The sequence below is a fragment of the Maribacter arenosus genome, from assembly GCF_014610845.1.
In the GTDB taxonomy this organism is placed as follows: domain Bacteria; phylum Bacteroidota; class Bacteroidia; order Flavobacteriales; family Flavobacteriaceae; genus Maribacter_A; species Maribacter_A arenosus.
This window is the reverse complement of sequence record NZ_JABTCG010000005.1, coordinates 1-18,148: the sequence shown is the minus strand read 5'-3', so window position 1 is coordinate 18,148 and position 18,148 is coordinate 1. Positions and strand designations below refer to the sequence as shown.

The 18,148-nt window shown below is 40.3% G+C and carries 14 protein-coding genes; 11 read left to right on the top strand and 3 right to left on the bottom strand.

Annotation, left to right across the window (positions count from 1 at the left end; translation table 11 throughout):
* Positions 1-2: 2 nt before the first annotated feature.
* The 11 genes from cydB (at position 3) to ccsA (ending at position 14,931) form a co-directional block, all read left to right on the top strand.
* Positions 3-1,079, top strand: a complete 1,077-nt coding sequence (gene cydB / locus HPE63_RS13760) for a cytochrome d ubiquinol oxidase subunit II (RefSeq protein WP_188314876.1) — start codon at positions 3-5, stop codon at positions 1,077-1,079.
* A gap of 378 nt (positions 1,080-1,457) precedes the next feature.
* Complete coding sequence (locus tag HPE63_RS13755; RefSeq protein WP_188314875.1) at positions 1,458-2,915, top strand: NAD(P)/FAD-dependent oxidoreductase; 1,458 nt, start codon at positions 1,458-1,460, stop codon at positions 2,913-2,915.
* A 10-nt stretch (positions 2,916-2,925) separates the two neighbouring features.
* Positions 2,926-3,066: a hypothetical protein gene (locus HPE63_RS13750; RefSeq protein ID WP_188314874.1), complete on the top strand. Its 141-nt coding sequence runs from the start codon at positions 2,926-2,928 to the stop codon at positions 3,064-3,066.
* Positions 3,067-3,202: 136 nt separating this feature from the next.
* A complete protein-coding gene (locus HPE63_RS13745; protein ID WP_188314873.1) occupies positions 3,203-3,838 on the top strand; it encodes a DUF2202 domain-containing protein in 636 nt (211 codons plus the stop codon).
* A gap of 790 nt (positions 3,839-4,628) precedes the next feature.
* Positions 4,629-5,282, top strand: coding sequence for a uracil phosphoribosyltransferase (upp, locus tag HPE63_RS13740; RefSeq protein ID WP_188314872.1), 654 nt, complete (start codon positions 4,629-4,631; stop codon positions 5,280-5,282).
* A 139-nt stretch (positions 5,283-5,421) separates the two neighbouring features.
* Entirely contained in the window at positions 5,422-6,726 is a 1,305-nt protein-coding gene (locus HPE63_RS13735; protein ID WP_188314871.1) for a TolC family protein, read from the top strand.
* Between the two features lie 27 nt (positions 6,727-6,753).
* Entirely contained in the window at positions 6,754-7,830 is a 1,077-nt protein-coding gene (locus HPE63_RS13730; RefSeq protein WP_188314870.1) for an efflux RND transporter periplasmic adaptor subunit, read from the top strand.
* A 126-nt stretch (positions 7,831-7,956) separates the two neighbouring features.
* Positions 7,957-11,151 (top strand): efflux RND transporter permease subunit, encoded by a 3,195-nt coding sequence (locus HPE63_RS13725; RefSeq protein ID WP_188314869.1) that lies wholly within the window; start codon positions 7,957-7,959, stop codon positions 11,149-11,151.
* Positions 11,152-11,157: 6 nt separating this feature from the next.
* Positions 11,158-11,463 carry a hypothetical protein gene (locus HPE63_RS13720; protein ID WP_188314868.1) on the top strand — a complete coding sequence of 102 codons (306 nt, stop codon included), beginning with the start codon at positions 11,158-11,160 and terminating at the stop codon, positions 11,461-11,463.
* A gap of 23 nt (positions 11,464-11,486) precedes the next feature.
* On the top strand, positions 11,487-11,693 hold the full coding sequence (locus tag HPE63_RS13715) for a YgaP family membrane protein (protein ID WP_188314867.1): 207 nt from the start codon (positions 11,487-11,489) through the stop codon (positions 11,691-11,693).
* Positions 11,694-11,814: 121 nt separating this feature from the next.
* Positions 11,815-14,931, top strand: a complete 3,117-nt coding sequence (gene ccsA, locus HPE63_RS13710) for a cytochrome c biogenesis protein CcsA (protein ID WP_188314866.1) — start codon at positions 11,815-11,817, stop codon at positions 14,929-14,931.
* A gap of 69 nt (positions 14,932-15,000) precedes the next feature.
* Here the strand turns inward: ccsA and HPE63_RS13705 are convergent, their stop codons facing one another.
* The 3 genes from HPE63_RS13705 to HPE63_RS13695 all read right to left on the bottom strand — a co-directional run.
* A complete protein-coding gene (locus HPE63_RS13705) occupies positions 15,001-15,798 on the bottom strand; it encodes a hypothetical protein (protein WP_188314865.1) in 798 nt (265 codons plus the stop codon).
* A gap of 12 nt (positions 15,799-15,810) precedes the next feature.
* Complete coding sequence (locus tag HPE63_RS13700) at positions 15,811-17,394, bottom strand: hypothetical protein (RefSeq protein WP_188314864.1); 1,584 nt, start codon at positions 17,392-17,394, stop codon at positions 15,811-15,813.
* 5 nt (positions 17,395-17,399) lie between these two features.
* Positions 17,400-18,148 (bottom strand): hypothetical protein (locus HPE63_RS13695; protein WP_223198167.1); only part of this gene is annotated, 749 nt, incomplete at its 5' end.

Here is an 18,148-nt window from a genome sequence, read left to right as displayed (position 1 = left end):
TTATGGAATTATTTTGGTATATCGTTTTAATGACCATGTTGGCTGTTTATTTGATTTTGGATGGATACGATTTTGGCGCTGGAATCATACATTTATTCATGGCAAAAACCGAAGCGCAAAAGAAGGCCATTACCAATGCAATTGGGCCATTCTGGGATGCCAATGAAGTTTGGCTTATTGCTGCGGGTGGTGTGTTGTTTTTTGCTTTCCCAACCTTATATGCATCCTCCTTTAGCGGGTTTTATTTACCATTGATCATGATTTTATGGTTGTTGATCTTTAGGGCAATAGGATTGGAATTAAGAGGTCAGGTCCACAATAAAATGTGGGAAATCATATGGGATAAGGCATTTGGCATCGCCAGTTTACTTTTGGCATTATTTTTCGGAGTCGCTCTTGGTAATGTGGTTAGAGGGGTTAATCTTGGTAATGTGGTGAATGGTGTATCAACGCAAGAAGCACATTATTTTTTCTTGCCGCTTTGGAATCCTACATTTAGCCCACAAGCAGAAGAATTAGGGATTATCGATTGGTTTACATTATTGTTAGGTATCGTTGGTGTTGTAGCATTAACTATTCACGGTGCCAACTGGATTATTTTCAAAACCAATTCAGACCTAAATGAAAAACTGAAAAGAACGGTATTTAACCTAAATTTTGTTCTGTTGGGTTTGGTGATTATATCTTTATTGGTTTGGCATTTTATCGAGCCAAACCCTTTCGCTAATTTTATCGACTACCCTTGGCTGTGGGTGTTTCCTCTCATTACATTGACGGGATTATTCGGTTTGTTTAAGATAAGATCGTTTAAAAATGACGGAAAAGGATTTGTGTTCTCCTCTCTTTTTTTATTTGGAGGATTAACATCAACCGTTTCGTCAATATTCCCCAAGGTATTACCCTCGACCAACTTTGTGAACCCATCACTCACCCTCTATAATGTCGCTGCTGACGAATATGGTCTTTCTGTTGGTCTAAGTTGGTTTATAGTTGCGCTTTTTTTGGTCATTGTTTATATGATTATCCAATATCGTGTGTTCAAAGGAAAAATGGATGATGTAGGATACGGAGACCACTAATTACCTGTAAGTGGTTTTAATACATCTGTCTATAAGAATTTATTCCTTTTTGCTTTTTGTCTTATATGTAACAAAGGTTGCAGTATACTATTAAATTAAGTCCCAACTTTGTGTTCAATTAAGATATTGGTCATTGTTGCTGATGGCCACAGGGGAAACCCGAAATGTTGATCAATGACGTTAAAATTCATTGATTTGTTTGGTTGTTGAAAAAAAGCACCTGCCATTTTGTAGGTGCTTTTTTATGTAACAAAGGTTGCAGTATATGTTTCCACAAAAGCTAAACTTTACAATCGTAATGCCAGGATCGGACATGATAAGGGTCATTGCCGTCGATTGATAACAAGATTAGATTTACTGAAGTTTAAAGATTCAAGAATGTCGAGAATTGTTGTATTAGGTGCAGGAATATCGGGCCATGTAGCTGCTAGCCACTTACGAAGAAAACTGTCTAAAAAACATACGGTTACCGTGGTTTCCCCCAATGGCAATTATCAATGGATTCCTTCAAATATCTGGGTAGGGATCGGCCGTATGAAATCCAAGGATATCCTTTTCCCATTGGCACCCTTGTATAAAAAGAAAGGGATAGAGTTTAAACAGGCAAAAGTCCTAACCTTTCACCCTGAAGGGGATACTGAAACCAACATGCCCTTTATAACAGCGGAATATGTCGCTGGTGAAAAGAAGGGTTCTACGGAAAAAGTCACCTATGACTATCTAATAAATGCCACAGGACCTAAGTTGGCCTTTGACATGACCGAAGGTTTAAAGCCTGCCACCAATAAAACGTATTCGGTATGTACTTATACCCATGCAACCGAGGCATGGATCGCTTTGGAAACATTGATTCAACGAGTAAAACAAGGGGAAAAAGCGAAAATATTGATTGGGACCGGACATGCAAAATCCACTTGTCAAGGGGCGGCCTTTGAGTATATCCTGAATGTTGAGCAAGAGCTTCGAAGACATGGCGTAAGGGATAGTATAGAACTGACATGGATTGCCAACGAGCCTAAGTTGGGCGATTTTGGAATGGATGGTATGTTGCTCAGTTATGGTAATAATATCATGAAATCAAGCGAGATGGTCGAAATGGTATTCGAGGACCGCGGAATTAAATGGATCATAGGTGCCGGAGTCAATAAAATTGAGGACGGTGTTGCCCATTACGAAACCTTGGACGGGGAATACAAATCCGAGACCTATGATTTTGCAATGTTAATCCCAGCATTTTCCGGGCATGGTTTTAAGGCATACGATAAGAACGATAAGGATATTACCGAAAAACTCTTTAAAGGTTTCATGATCGTTGATGCGGATTATACGCCTAAACCCTATGAGGAATGGTCTGTTCAGGATTGGCCGGAAACCTATCAAAATCCGTCGTACCCTAATATATTTGCCCCAGGAATCGCATTTGCCCCTCCACATGCCATTTCCAAACCAAGGGTAAGTAAGAATGGTACACCGATTTCTCCTTCACCTCCACGTACAGGGATGCCTTCGGGTATTACTGCTAAATTGGTTGCGGATAATATTATCGATACCATTAAAAAGAATAAACCATCCTTACACCATAAAGGATCAATGGGGAATATGGGAGCCGCATGTATTGCCTCTTCCGGATATGGAATAACCAAGGGCAGTGGAATCAGTATTACAACATTCCCAATAGTACCCGATTATAAAAAATATCCGGATACCCATGGAAGAAAACTAGGGAAGACGTTTGGTGAAATCGGTTTGGCCGGACATTGGTTGAAATTGGCACTGCACCACGCCTTTTTGTATAAAGCCAAAATGAGGCCTTTTTGGTGGTTGATTCCGGAATAAAATGTAGAAAATGACACGTAGAATATCAAAATCGAAACGCTTTATAATGATGAACCCCATCATACAATTTTTTAGGTTTATCTATCTAAGTTTAAAAATATTGGTCATTGTTGCCGGTGGCCATGGGGGAACCCGAAAGGTAAATCAATGACCCCCGATTTTCATTGATTTGTTTGGTTGTTGAAAAAAGGCACTTGCATAGGTTATGTAGGTGTCTTTTTTATGTAACAAAAGTGGCTGTGTGTTTCGATTCCAATTCGGAAATTTGTCCTAAAAAAATAGAGGTTATGAAATCTAGAAGGATTACACAGTTCAAGAACATTGGATTGACACTGTTGTCCCTTGCCACCTTAGGAGCTTGTGACAATGATGAAACCCCAATTACGGGCACGGAGTTGAATGTTACCGATTTAACCCTGGAAGATGAAAATGCACTACTCTTTATGTTGGAAGAAGAAAAATTAGCCAGGGATACCTATGATTTTTTAGATGGTCTTTATGGGATCAATCAATTTGCGAACATTAAAGTGAGCGAACAATCCCATGTGAATGCCGTGGTCGAGCTATTAGACCAATATCAAATTGACTATACCATTTTACCTTATGGGGAGTTTGCCAATGAAGAAATGCAAAAGCTGTATGATCAGTTTGTGGAAAAAGGCCAAATTGACGCCGGGAACGCCCTTGAAGTCGGTGCGACCATTGAAGATCTTGATATCGTTGATTTGGGAACATTTATCGATGCTACAGCCAATCCAAGTATGATCAATGTATTCAAGAGTCTTCAATGTGGTTCACGAAACCATTTAAGAAGTTTTGTAAGGGCTATAGAAAATTCGGGGGAAACATACGTTCCCCAATTCCTTACGATTGAGGAATATAACGCCATAGTGGATAGTGCCAATGAAAGGTGTGGCCCTTGATCGTCATATATTTCTTGATGCCCTTATGGAGGAGGAAGTCATACTGTCATTCCCGCGAATTGGGAATTAAAAGAAAGTTGTTTTAATATATATTGGTCATGTTCATTGATCAGTTTTTGTTTGGTTGTTGCTAAAGGCCCTGACAGTTTCGTCAGGGCTTTTTAATGTAACAGATGTTACCAAAAAAAGCATGTAATATATTGATATAAAAGTTGTTACATGATTTATATCATTGCTTCGCCTAGACCCGGAATATACTTTTACATTATATTAATTTAAAAAAATTGTATCATGAAAAAGTAATTGTTAATGGCTGCACTCGTAGTCCTAGGGACTGCAATGCTTACAGCCCAACAAAGAAATCAAGACCGGATCCAAGATCAGAATCTTTGCAGGGTCCCAATATTTTTATCAAGAATATTATAGCACGAGCCGTTTAGGAAGTAGAAAAGGGAAGGGGCAGGGTGTAGGCTCAGAAAAGAACATCACGACAAATTTGGAAATTCTGGAAGCTTCGAAATTCAAGCTTTTGAACCTTGAACTTAGTGCTCCGATTCAATATTATCACAACCAATTCATATTTTCATTTACCCCGACATGCGCGTTTCCTAAAGTAGCGCAACCATTACCACTGAGGATGCCGTCATCGAGGAAGATTTGGAGAATGTGTTTTATTGGTCGGTCGGTATCAGTTATTGGTTTTTCACAAAACAAGAAGACTAGCGATTTTATCGCTTTGATAAGGTAAACCACCAATTATACCGTAACTTAGAAGTTAAATATAGGGCCTATGATAGTGCATCATTTTGAGTCAAAACACTCCGTTCTAAATCGTTTTATAGCCGAAATTAGGGATATTGAAATTCAGAAGGATTCCATGCGATTTCGAAGGAATATTGAACGCATCGGTGAAATCCTGTGCTATGAATTGAGTAAAACCTTGAATTATGATACCAAGACCGTACAGACCCCTTTCGGCACCAAGGACATTGCACTGCCCATAGATAAGCTCGTACTCTGTTCCGTTCTACGTGCCGGTCTTCCTTTACATCAAGGCTTATTGAATTATTTTGATAGGGCCGAGAATGCATTTATCTCGGCCTATAGGCATCACCCTAATGGAGGGGACGATTTTGAGGTGATCGTCAAATATTTCGCAGCGCCGAGTCTGGGAAATAAAACCTTGGTACTCACCGACCCCATGTTGGCTACAGGAAGGACCTTGGAGAATGTTTTGAAAGTTTTGAAAACCCACGGCCAACCCAAGCAGATCCATATTATTTCGGTCATAGGTTCTAAAGAAGGGGTAGCCTATATTAAAAAGGTTTTTCCCGAAGGCACCCATTTATGGATAGCCGCCATTGATGACGAGCTTACTGGTAAAGGGTACATTATCCCAGGTATAGGGGATGCGGGCGATTTATCCTATGGTGTAAAACTATAGCAACCCTATTGGTATTGGTATGCCTATTATTTAGTTCTTCCGAAAGTGTTTTTAAGTAACATAAGTTACAATCTAGGGTAACATATGTTACTGCCAAGTCTCTCGTCACCTTCTAATTTTGCCTCAAATTAATTGAACAATGAACAAACTACTTTTGATACTGGCATTTTTCAGCGTTTCCTTTTTTGTACAGGCGCAAGAATCAGTGTTGATTACAAAGGAGGAAGTGCTTACAGAAGTACTTTCTGAAAACAATACCTTGAAGATTTCCGAACAGGAGGTATTAGCGGCCCAAGGCGATTATAATCAGAGCAATGCCGTGTTGCTTCCCAATATCAGTATTTCACATACGGGGATAGCGACCACTAACCCCTTAATGGCCTTTGGTTCAAAGCTCAATCAGGAAATATTGACCCAGGCCGATTTTAATCCTATACTGCTCAATGATCCCAGTCAAATCGAGGATTATGCGACACGGATCCAAGTGCAACAGCCTTTATTGAATTTCGACGGGCTCTATCAACGTAAGGCCGCCAAGGCCAAATTGAATGCGACACAATTGCAGGCAGAACGCAAGCAAGACTATATTGAATTAATGGTAGATAAGGCCTATATGCAGTTGCAATTGTCCTATAAAACAGTTGAGGTGTTGAAAAAGGCCAAGGAAGCCGCTTTGGAAAATAAGCGATTGGCAGATAACAGTTTTAAGCAAGGGTATTTACAAAAATCGGACGTCCTTGCCGTAGAGGTCCGGGTAACTGAAATTGATAACCAATTGCAATATGCCCAAAGTAATATCAAGAACGCATCGAACCAACTTTCGGTTTTAATGAATGATGATAGTTATCGGATATTACAACCTGCGGATTCTTTAACCATTCTTTCCAATTCGATCAGTTTTGAAAGTTTGCCCGAGAACAGAAAGGATATCCTAGCGGTATTCAAAGCTTCTGAAGCGTATCGACAAATGTACCAATCGGATAAAATGAGTTTTTTACCTCGCCTGAATGCTTTTGGGACATATGAACTCCATGACGATGAGGTGTTTCAAGGCGATGCTGATGGATACCTTTTTGGGGCGGAATTGAAATGGAACATTTTCGAGGGTTCAAAGCGTTTTGGCAAAGCCAAGAAGAGTAGGGCGGAATATGAAAAATCGAAATTGGAATTCAACCAATATAAGGCAGAAAGTCAGGTAGAGCTGAATAGGGCCATACGTATGCTTCAGGATGCCAAGAACAACTTGGAGCTTACGGCCCTGGCCTTATCACAGTCCAAGGAATCACTAAGGATAAGAACCAATCGCTTTGAACAAGGATTGGAGCGGACCACCGATTTATTAATGGCAGAAACCCAATATGCCCAAAAGCAATTGGAGTATTATACGACCATTTTTCAACATAACTATGCTTTGGCATATGTTCAATTTTTAACCAAAGAGTAATTCAACAGCTAAAAAATAGACATCAAAATGAAGAATACATTAATTATAGGAATGATTTCACTGGCACTTTTAACAGTTAGCTGTGGGGAAGGGAATAAAAAAACTACAGTTGGGGATACGCCAGCGGTAGCGGTTTCCGTGAATTCGGTATCGGAGGAAAGCGGTAATTCTTATCTAACGGCTAGTGGAAAAATCGAGGCGGTTAACAGCGCCAATTTAAGTACCCGCATGATGGGTTTTGTTGACAAAATATATGTCAATGTCGGGGACAAGGTGAGAAAAGGTCAGCAATTGATCAGTATTAGTGATACGGATCTATCTGCCAAATTGGCCCAAGTAAATGCCGGTATTACCGAAGCCACCGCAGCTTATATGAATGCGGAGAAAGACTATAACCGGTTTACGGCCTTATATGCGGAAAACAGTGCTTCCCAAAAAGAATTGGATGATATAACCGCGAATTATAATATGGCCAAGGCCAGGTTAGAGGCAGCAAAACAAATGAAAAATGAAGTTAATGCCCAGTTTTCATATGCAAATATCCGAGCGCCTTTCAATGGAACTGTCACCAACAAATTTATAAATGTCGGCGATATGGCCAGCCCTGGCATGCCTTTGTTAGAGGTAGAATCCCCGGGTAAGTTTCAAGTATTGGCCATGGTCCCAGAATCTGAGATACTTCAAATCAACGCAGATACCGAGGTGAACGTGGTCTTAAAATCCCTAGACGTTACCGTACCGGCCAAAGTTGCTGAAATAAGTACATCTGCCAAAAATACAGGCGGCCAGTATTTGGTCAAGGTTATTCTTGAGAAGTCAACGGCTAAAATAATGTCTGGAATGTATGCCACAGTTCGTTTTCCTATCGCCCATAAAGCGAATACGCAAACGATTATGATTCCGAAAGATGCTTTAGTTACCAATGGTCAATTAACGGGGATTTATACGGTTAGTGAAAGTAATACGGCCTTATTGAGATGGTTGCGATTGGGTAGGACCCTAGGGGATCAAGTGGAAGTGCTTTCCGGTTTATCTACCGATGAACGGTATATCGTTTCCGCAGAGGGTAAATTGTATAACGGAGCAAAGATCAATATCCAATAATTGGAACTACGTTAGACCTACCTGCCGGCAGGTAGGGATCGGGTCCCTGTTGGAGCTCTTTGTACAAATGAAAAAAGCGACTGGTGAAAGCCGGCGCTAACGCCCAAAAACTAAATAATTAAAAACATGAAGGAAGGATTAGCTGGCAAAATCGCCAAATTATTCATAGGATCTAAATTAACGGTACTACTCATGATCGTGTTTATGATCATTGGGGTCTATAGCTCTTTTTTAATACCAAGGGAAGAGGAGCCGCAGATCGATGTGCCTATGGCCGATATTTTTGTAGGATACCCAGGGGCAAGCCCTACCGAGGTTGAATCCCGGGTGACAAAACCACTCGAAAAACTCATCTCTAACATCAAAGGGGTCGAATATGTGTATTCAACTTCGATGAAAGAACAAGGCATGGTCATCGTCCAGTTTTATGTAGGTGAGGATATCGAGCGTTCGTTCGTAAAGCTCTACAACGAAATCAATAAGCATATGGATATTATGCCCGAGGGCGTTACGTTTCCTTTGGTGAAAACTAGAGCTATTGATGATGTGCCGATGTTGGGCCTAACCCTATGGAGCGACAGTTATGACGATTACCGTATCAAGCAAATTGCACAAGAGCTAACCGATGAAATAGAGAAGATCAACGATGTTTCGGCCACCCAAAAAATAGGAGGCAGAAATAGGCAATTGCGTGTGGTTCTGGACAAGGAAAAGATGGCTGAAAGCGGATTGGACTTTCTTTCTGTGGCCCAAATGATCAAAGCTAATAACCAACAATTGAGTGGGGGTTCCTTTGATAAGAACGATACGGAGTTTACAGTAAGCACTGGCAAATTCTTGGAAACTTCGAAAGATGTTGAGAACTTAGTAGTTGGTATTCAGAAGAATAGACCTATTTACTTAAAGCAGATTGCAAGTATCCAGGATGGACCTGAGCTTCCAAAAGATTATGTTGCATTGGGTTTTGGCCAGGCCACTGAAAAGGCACAACAATACAAGTCGGAATATCCGGCCGTCACTATTTCCGTTGCAAAACGAAAAGGGGCCGATGCTATGAAGATATCGGATATCATCTTAGATAAAGTTGAACACCTTAAGAAGACCTTGATTCCTGATGATATTCATGTGGAGGTTACCCGTAATTATGGGGAAACGGCCTCCCATAAGGTATCTGAACTGTTGATGCACCTTATAGGGGCCATAATCGCTGTAACCCTTGTGGTTATGTTGGCCATGGGCTGGCGTGGCGGATTGGTAGTATTCTTATCGGTTCCTATAACCTTTGCCTTAACGCTTTTGAGCTATTATATGCTCGATTATACCTTAAACCGAATCACGCTTTTCGCCTTGGTCTTCGTGACGGGAATTGTTGTTGATGACTCGATCATCATTGCTGAGAATATGCATCGCCATTTTAAGATGAAACGTTTGCCATTTAAACAGGCAGCCCTGTACGCGATCAATGAAGTAGGTAACCCTACCATTTTGGCTACTTTCACGGTCATTGCATCTGTTTTGCCTATGGCTTTTGTTTCTGGTTTAATGGGCCCCTATATGAGTCCGATGCCAATTGGTGCTTCCATAGCCATGATTCTATCACTTTTCGTAGCCTTGACCATTACACCTTATTTGGGATATATCTTTCTAAGGGAAAAAGACAAAAAAGGAGAAACGGTGAAAGAAGAGGAGGCCATGGAGGATACTTTTATCTACCGTATGTATGAAAAATTTGAAAGACCTCTTATCGAAAGCAAAAAGAAACGATGGTTGTTCTTGGGGATAACATTTCTATTGTTATTAGGTTCAGTGGCTTTGTTCTTTACCAAATCAGTGGCCGTTAAAATGTTGCCATTTGATAATAAAAATGAATTTCAAGTGGTTATCGACATGCCCGAGGGAACAACTTTGGAAAGGACTGGAGTGGTTACCAAGGAGATCGCACAGTATTTAGCAACGCGCCCCGAAGTGGTCAATTATCAAACCTATGTCGGCACATCCGCACCTATCACGTTTAACGGACTGGTGCGGCATTATGATCTTCGTGGGGGTAGCAATATGGCCGATATTCAAGTAAATCTGATCGATAAAGGGGAACGTGACGAACAAAGTCATGAAATAGCCAGTTTGTTACGTCCTGAGATTCAGCGTATCGGAAAGAAATTCGATGCGAACGTGAAGGTAGTTGAAGTTCCACCAGGACCTCCTGTAATGTCGACCATTGTCGGTGAAATTTATGGTCCTGATTATGACATACAAATCGATATTGCAAATCAGGTACAGTATATTTTAAAAAATACAGTTGATGTGGTTGATGTCGATTGGATGGTTGAAGCAGACCAAATCGAATATGAATTTATCATTGATAAAGAAAAGGCGATGTTGTATGGAGTTGTGCCACAACAAATTGCCCATACTATGAATATGGCTTTATCCGAGAGGGTGGTTACTAATTTGTATGATGAAGATGCCGTAAATCAAGTCGGATTGATTTTAGCCTTGGATGAAAAGGAAAAATCGACCATAGGGGATATTGGTCAGTTAAAGGTCAAATCGCAACAAGGAAATATGATTCCTATCGCTGATTTGGTTGATATACAGCAGACCACAAGGGCGAAAAGCATTTATCGAAAAAACCAAAAACGGGTGGTATATGTGATGGCCGATATGGCCGGGGAACTCGAAAGCCCTGTATATGCTATTTTGGGCATGACCGATAAATTAAAGCAAATAAACATGCCTGAAGGTTATTCAATAAATGAGCTCTATATAAAGCAACCCGATTTTGAAGATGATTATACCGTTAAATGGGATGGTGAATGGCAGATTACCTTGGAGGTGTTCCGCGATTTAGGAATAGCTTTTCTTGGTGTAATCGTGATTATTTACATTTTGATCGTCGGTTGGTTCCAGAATTTCAAGGCACCTATAGTAATGATGGTCGCTATACCACTTTCCATGGTGGGTATTGTTTTAGGGCATTGGCTATTGGGTGCATTTTTTACAGCAACTTCGTTCATAGGTATGATCGCATTGGCAGGTATCATGGTACGGAATTCCGTCTTGTTGATCGACTTTGTAAATCTCCGATTGGCAGAAGGTATACCGATTAAACAGGCCGTTATCGAAGCAGGGGCTGTACGTACCACTCCCATATTGTTAACAGCGGGAACGGTGGTCATTGGAGCCTTTGTCATACTCTTTGATCCCATTTTCCAAGGATTGGCCATTTCACTGATGGGAGGTACCATCGTCTCGACCGTACTGACATTATTGGTGGTGCCCTTGGTATATTTTATGATCGAACGCAAAAACTATAAATAAGAAAAGATGAAACTTTTAATGGTTACTGTTGTGGAGCAATTTGAAAAACAGGTGATGAACCTTTTTAAGAAAGCTGAAATCGAGAATTTTAGTGGCTCCGATATTGATGGATATAAGAATCCAGTGGCATTGAGGATGAAATCAAGTTGGTTCCCGAGTGAAAAAGGCGGTATTGAATCAAGTCTTTTTTTCTCTTTCACTGATGATGAAAAAATCGATGTGCTTTTTGGGCTGATCGAGGACTTCAATACGAAATTGGAAACCAATAATCCTATCAAGGCGGTGGTTGTTCCAATAGAAAGAAGTATTTAGAATTAATATAAAAATCAAATCATATGTTGAATAAATATTTTAGGATTATTGTCGGGTGTTTTATTATGCTAAGCGCCATACTGGCGATGTATGTCAATATCAATTGGTTGTGGTTTACCTTGTTTATCGGTGCCAATATGTTTCAATCGGCTTTCACCAAATGGTGTTTGTTAGAAAGAATATTAGTGAAATTAGGCGTTAAAGAAGGTGGGGAAAGCTGTGCGGTATGAGCATAGAGTACTTTTGCCTTGTTAATTCATAGCCGTTGTCGTCCTACGTTTAGGATAAATAGTGTGGGTCTATCCTGTTTAAAATATTTCTTTTAAATTTGATGGACCCACATCACTTTATATGAAGAACATACTTGCTAAGTTCCTGAAATTTGTTACCCCATTATTCAATACCCGTGCTGCGGGTCTTTATTTATTACTCTTTGCTGCGGCCATAGGCACTGCCACATTCATAGAGAACGACTTTGGTACAAGTGCAGCCCAAAAAGTTATCTATAAATCTTGGTGGTTCGAATTATTATTGGTCCTTTTCGCCCTCACGATTATCAATAACATTTTTAAGTTCAGGATGGTACAACAGAAGAAGTGGCCATTGCTTCTTTTTCATAGTGCGATCATCATTATTTTAATTGGCGCCGGGGTTACAAGATATTTTAGTTTTGAGGGCATTATGCATATTCGTGAAAATGGCACCGCAAACAGCTTCTTGTCATCCAATGCGTTCTTGAAGTTTAAAGTGGACAAGAATGATAAGACATACGAATTTGATGAGCCGGTACTTTTTGCATCATTAGGGAACAATGATTGGAAAGGGGAATACCTCATTGATGGGGACTTGATTACGATTGATGTAAAAGAATTCATCCCTAATCCCAAACAGGTTCTGACCGAAAGTATTGATGGCAAACCTACACTTCAAATTGTGGTTTCGGGGACGAATGGACGGGAAGAATACTATATTAATCAAGGGCAGACCAAAAGAATCAAGAATATTATCTATAATTTTCAGGATACCCGACTGCCCGATGCCATAAATTTAGTTTTTAGGAACGATTCGCTCTTGTTCAGCACGAATAAGACTTTGACCCGAATGACGATGGCGACGCAGAAGAAAGATACGATTTATCCTTCTGAGTCCTATAACCCCTTAGTATTAAGATCATTGTATTCCGATGGCATCAATAATTTCGTGGTTTCCGATTTTAAAAAGGAAGGGAGAGTCTATATCAAATCGGAAGATTCAAAAGTTCGCAATGAGAGTATAACAGCCCTATTATTGGATATCGCCGTGAGTGGCACTAATAAAGAAGCCTATGTCTATGGGAGTAGGGGCACAGAGGGCAGACCACAACCCTTGAACTTCGATGCGCTTAATTTGGTGGTTTCATATGGTGCCAAGGAGATTACTGTTCCTTTTCAAATAAAATTGAACGAATTTATATTAGAAAAGTATCCCGGCACCAATAGTGCCGCTTCCTATGCCAGTGAGGTTACCTTGGTAGATGATTCCAAAAATGTAAAAATGGATTATCGCATTTTCATGAATAACATCTTGGATTATGGGGGGTACCGTTTTTTTCAATCCTCTTTTGATAAGGATGAAAAAGGAACGTACTTAAGTGTTAACCACGATTTTTGGGGAACCTGGATCTCCTATTTGGGCTATGCTTTGTTGACCTTGGGAATGGTTTGGACCTTTTTCAGTAAAAACACAAGGTTTTATCAGGTAACCCAAAAAATCAAGAAGGTGAGGGCAAAATCATCAACTTTTGTTGTTTTTCTATTCCTATCCTCTTCATTTGCGTTGGCCCAGTCACCCACCTTTGTTGAAAAAACCGTTGATGTTGAGCATGCCAATGCATTCAGCGAATTGGTAGTTCAGGATTTTAAAGGAAGAATGAAACCTGTGCACACCCTTTCCCGTGAAATAATGCGCAAGTTGGCCCGAAAGGAACGTATGTACGATTTGACCGCTGATCAAATTTTATTGAGCATTTTCGTAAACAAGCAAGACTGGTATAAGGCCGGGATCATAAAATTGGGCAAGCACAAGGACATCCACAAAGCATTAAGTGTTGCAGGTGATTATGCTTCCTATGCCGATTTTTTCGATACGAATGGGGAGTATAAACTAAGGGACGAAGTTCGACGTGTTTATGGCTTGGAACCTATTGATCGAGGGGTCTATGAGAAAGAATTGTTGAAGATCGATGAAAGAGTGAATATTCTGAATATGGTATTTTCTGGGAGTTTATTGAAAATCATACCAAATCCCGATGACCCTAACAATACCTGGTTATCTAATGCAGCACATAGGCACAGCCCTGATGACGGCCATAATCATGACGGCGTAGGGGATAGATTTTTTAATTCATATACTGAGGCCTTAAAAGCGGGAATTGAAAATAACGATTATGCTCAAGCAAACCTACTTCTCAATGAATTAAAAGAATACCAAGATAAAAATGGAGGGGAAATTATGCCGTCTCCTTCAAAGATCAACGCTGAAATACTGTTGAATAAGATGAATGTATTTACCCGATTGGGGCTGTTTTATATGCTTTTGGGTATTGCCTTTCTATTCTTTTTGTTCCTATCGGTTTTTAAGCCAAAAGTTAATTTACAAAAAGTTTATCTTGTTCTTTTCTCTTTGGTGATACTTGGATTTGTACTCCATACAATAGGACTTGGTCTGCGTTGGTACGTTTCGGGAAGAGCGCCTTGGAGCAACGGCTACGAATCTATGATTTATATTGCCTGGACATCAACTCTGGCTGGTATACTTTTTACACGAAAGTCTTTTGGTGGCTTGGCAGCGACCATGGTTTTGGCAGCGACCATTCTTTTGGTATCCACATTGAGTTTTCTTGATCCGGAGATCACCCCTTTGGTACCGGTTTTAAAATCATATTGGTTGACGATTCATGTATCACTGATTGCTGGTAGTTATGGTTTTTTAATGTTAGGAGCCATTATTGGTCTTATCAACCTGATACTCCTAATTTTCCTAAAGGAGTCTAACAAAAAAAGAGTAAAAAGAATTGTTCAGGAAATGACCTATATAAGTGAATTGACCTTAATCGGAGGATTGTTCATGGTAAGCATTGGCACCTATCTAGGAGGGGTTTGGGCCAATGAGTCTTGGGGTAGATATTGGGGATGGGACGCAAAGGAAACATGGGCCTTGGTCACCATATTGGTTTACGCTTTTATTTTACATATGCGACTCATACCGAAATTAACCGGATTGTTCGCTTATAATGTCGCAACCATTTTTGGATTGGCGTCCGTGATCATGACGTATTACGGGGTGAATTACTATTTATCAGGGTTACATTCTTACGCCACGGGTGACCCTATACCCATACCCAGCTGGGTCTATGTGGTAGTGGTCTCAATTATTGCCATCAGTTTGTTGGCCTACTTTAAAAGACGAAAATTTCCGGTAATTTCTTAAGTTCATTAAAAGAATTCCTCGAGACTCTGCCTCGGGGATATTTAGTTGGTCAAAATTCTTTGGTAAACATTACTTTACTAGCTCACCATTCTCTACAATGAGTTCGTACATGTAACCTGCACCAAAATCCTTGTTCAAGACGACTAGTCCACGAATGGTAATATCCGAACCTTCGGGCACAAAGGTGTTCGAAGTAACCACAAGATCATAGTCATCCTTACTCCCATCTTGAATATGGAGCCAATTCCGATCCATAATATTGGGATTTACCTTTACACATTTTCCACTCAATTGTATGGTGCTACCTTCATACTTTTTGGGATCCTTGACCAATTCGGCAATTTTGATAGTTCCTTTATGTTCTACTACTTTGTCGGTATGTGTAGGAATATCCTCTTTTTCCATATTAGGGGCACTTTTTTCAACCCCGGTATTCAAACCATCAACATATTTTGAATGATCTTGGGATACCAAACTGGAAACCAAATAAATAGTATCAAAAACCTTATTGTATTCCTTACTTTCAAAATCGGTCTTTAAGAGTCCACCTCTATAAAAATAGGTACCTCCTTTTTTTATATCCTGTTTTCGCGCGGCGATCCAAAATTTGGAATCCCCTTCCGAAACATTAAGGTAGACGTACCTCGAGGCCTGTAATATTTCATTAACAGTTATCTGGTGTAATTCGTTGGAAATGGACTCATTGGCGCCCGAAACAACCTGTGTGGAAGGGTCAGGGGTGAATATTCCACTTTTTGGTGTTTTGCCCTGGGGGTTTGAAGATTCGATAACCTTAGGCCCGTTATTACATGAAGTTAGAAATACGGAGCATAGAAGTGCTGAAATCAGTCTAATTGTTGAGTACATATCTGAGTAAATTTAAAAACGTTGTATAATTCTCGAGTATATTCTAATGTTATTTTCGTCATCAAAGGTAGAAAGTTCACCCGAGATACTGACCAATAGTTGGCGATTAATGTTGTAAGAGAGATTTGTGCCAAAATAGTGTTGCTCAAAAGAATCCATGCCAGTGGTATAGTCATAGAACACCAATCTATAGTATAGGTCTGTGTGCAACCTGTTATTCATGAATTCTTTGGAATACCGTGCGCCCCCTATATTACTTTTCAAATAGTTGGACTCATTCCTGTTATAGGTCAATGAAAGCCGACCCCCAATATTAGGCACTTTGGACAAGGTTACATATCCATAAATATTGTCGGATTTGTTCTGATTATCACTCTGGAACCTTTTGCTGTAACTAATTCCGGCAAAAATATTTTTATAGGGTTTGAAATTTATTCTGGCCCGGGCCCCTTGTCTTGCTATATCATCATCCAATAAACGCTCAATTTCTGTTTGTAAGGTTTCGTAATAGATAATTCGCTTACGGGAATCGTAAGATAGCATCATATTCAGTGCTCTACTGAACCTATACCGAGCCGAAACGTATAAATTGGTAAGCCTAAGATTATTTTTGGTGGTATAGTTCACCTTGCTAAATATATCCATTTCCATGGATGCGAAAAAATTCAGGTCTTTGAATAAGGTACTTGAATGCTGCATATAGGTATACCGCCTGTCAATATCACCATTACCCCTCTGCTCTATGGCACCTAGTGTAGTTTGGGAATAGAAATTTTCCGTAGAGGTTAGTGTACCCACATAACCCCCATATTGAAGCAGGTCGGCATTAAAACCATAATCAAAAATATCAGGTCTAAAACCCACTATGGCCCCTGCATAGTAATTTCCAAAATACTTTTCAACTTGCAGGCCATCAATCGCCCCAATCGATGACATTTTAGGATTTATATTTCGGCCCAATGTGAAAGATAGCGTAGGTGTGGCATCATATCTAGCCCCTAAATTATAAACCCTTAAAAAACTGTTTTTTTGAAGAAAGGATGTTTCGGCCTGATCCAGGATATGTCGATAATTCAAATACGTATTAAAAGAAAATTTAGAGCCTTTTATATGATTTGCATCCACAGAAAGACGGGACATGATACGATGTCGGTCATCCCTGTTGCTTAGTATATTGCTATAAGTGGAGGCTGAAATCCGTCCACGAATAGTTTCCTTGTATTCAGGCTCGGTCTGAAGTTCATCCGCATCAAGGACCACAGGAACGAATTCCTTTTTAGGTGCTGTTACAATGACTTTCTCCTTAGGTTTGTCCACAAAAAAGACGTTATCCCCTTTTTGTATTTCACAAGCGTTGACCACTTGGCATACACAAGAACTCGATGATTTGCTTTTCACCACTAAACAAGCGGTAATGGTGTTCTTTAGGTTTAAACTATCGCCAATTACTATGCTCTGGGTGTTCTCAAATTTCACGTAAATATTGTTAGTTGTAACAAATGAGACGGTTCCCTCAATTATTTGGTCCTTGGTTTGACCGAAAACATTGTAGGTTAAGACAATAAAGACTATTATAGACTTAAATAGATACTTCATTATTATTAATTATTACCATCGGGGTGGCATTGTAGGCAAGCGGTACTCACATACTCATAATCGTTGACGTCGCTATGGTCATTATTTGTCTCGTTTAAACCATGACAGGTAAAACAAGTGAAATCGGCATAACTCGTTGGGTTTGCATGACATTCCACACAATCGTTCCATACTTCGCCTTCCCTATGTTTTCCGGTATATATCGGGAAGTATTGCCCATCATGATCAAATTCAGCCGGGGTCCATCCTGGATTTGTTGTATGGCACGCTGCACAGTCTGTTGGGAAGTTCGCCGCGAGGTGGTTAGGGTCATTTGTTTGGTCATAATCATCCTGATGACAACTAACACATTCCGGTGAAAGCCCCGAATAGGTTCCATTGGTATGGCATTGGGTACAATCCTGTAGGTCATGTCCCTGGGTCAATGGGAAAAAGTCATGGTTAATCGTCGCTGGTGTCCAACCGGGACTTGTGGTATGGCAGGTAACACAATCCGTTGAGAACCCTGATGTTGCATGGTTAGGGTCGCTGGTCTGGTCATAGTCGCTTTGATGGCAACTAACACATTCTGGTGAAAGCCCCGCGTAGGTGCCATTGGTATGGCATTGGGTACAATCCTGTAGGTCATGTCCTTGGGTCAATGGGAAAAAGTCATGGTTAATCGTCGCTGGTGTCCAACCGGGACTTGTGGTATGGCAGGTAACACAATCGGTTGAGAACCCTGATGTTGCATGGTTAGGGTCGCTGGTCTGGT

What these genes read in the sequence shown, in the direction of transcription:
- cydB (WP_188314876.1), top strand. Translation starts at nt 3, where the DNA reads ATGGAATTATTTTGGTATATCGTTTTAATGACCATGTTGGCTGTTTAT.
- HPE63_RS13755 (WP_188314875.1), top strand. Translation starts at nt 1,458, where the DNA reads ATGTCGAGAATTGTTGTATTAGGTGCAGGAATATCGGGCCATGTAGCT.
- HPE63_RS13750 (WP_188314874.1), top strand. Translation starts at nt 2,926, where the DNA reads ATGACACGTAGAATATCAAAATCGAAACGCTTTATAATGATGAACCCC.
- HPE63_RS13745 (WP_188314873.1), top strand. Translation starts at nt 3,203, where the DNA reads ATGAAATCTAGAAGGATTACACAGTTCAAGAACATTGGATTGACACTG.
- upp (WP_188314872.1), top strand. Translation starts at nt 4,629, where the DNA reads ATGATAGTGCATCATTTTGAGTCAAAACACTCCGTTCTAAATCGTTTT.
- HPE63_RS13735 (WP_188314871.1), top strand. Translation starts at nt 5,422, where the DNA reads ATGAACAAACTACTTTTGATACTGGCATTTTTCAGCGTTTCCTTTTTT.
- HPE63_RS13730 (WP_188314870.1), top strand. Translation starts at nt 6,754, where the DNA reads ATGAAGAATACATTAATTATAGGAATGATTTCACTGGCACTTTTAACA.
- HPE63_RS13725 (WP_188314869.1), top strand. Translation starts at nt 7,957, where the DNA reads ATGAAGGAAGGATTAGCTGGCAAAATCGCCAAATTATTCATAGGATCT.
- HPE63_RS13720 (WP_188314868.1), top strand. Translation starts at nt 11,158, where the DNA reads ATGAAACTTTTAATGGTTACTGTTGTGGAGCAATTTGAAAAACAGGTG.
- HPE63_RS13715 (WP_188314867.1), top strand. Translation starts at nt 11,487, where the DNA reads ATGTTGAATAAATATTTTAGGATTATTGTCGGGTGTTTTATTATGCTA.
- ccsA (WP_188314866.1), top strand. Translation starts at nt 11,815, where the DNA reads ATGAAGAACATACTTGCTAAGTTCCTGAAATTTGTTACCCCATTATTC.
- HPE63_RS13705 (WP_188314865.1), bottom strand. Translation starts at nt 15,798, where the DNA reads ATGTACTCAACAATTAGACTGATTTCAGCACTTCTATGCTCCGTATTT.
- HPE63_RS13700 (WP_188314864.1), bottom strand. Translation starts at nt 17,394, where the DNA reads ATGAAGTATCTATTTAAGTCTATAATAGTCTTTATTGTCTTAACCTAC.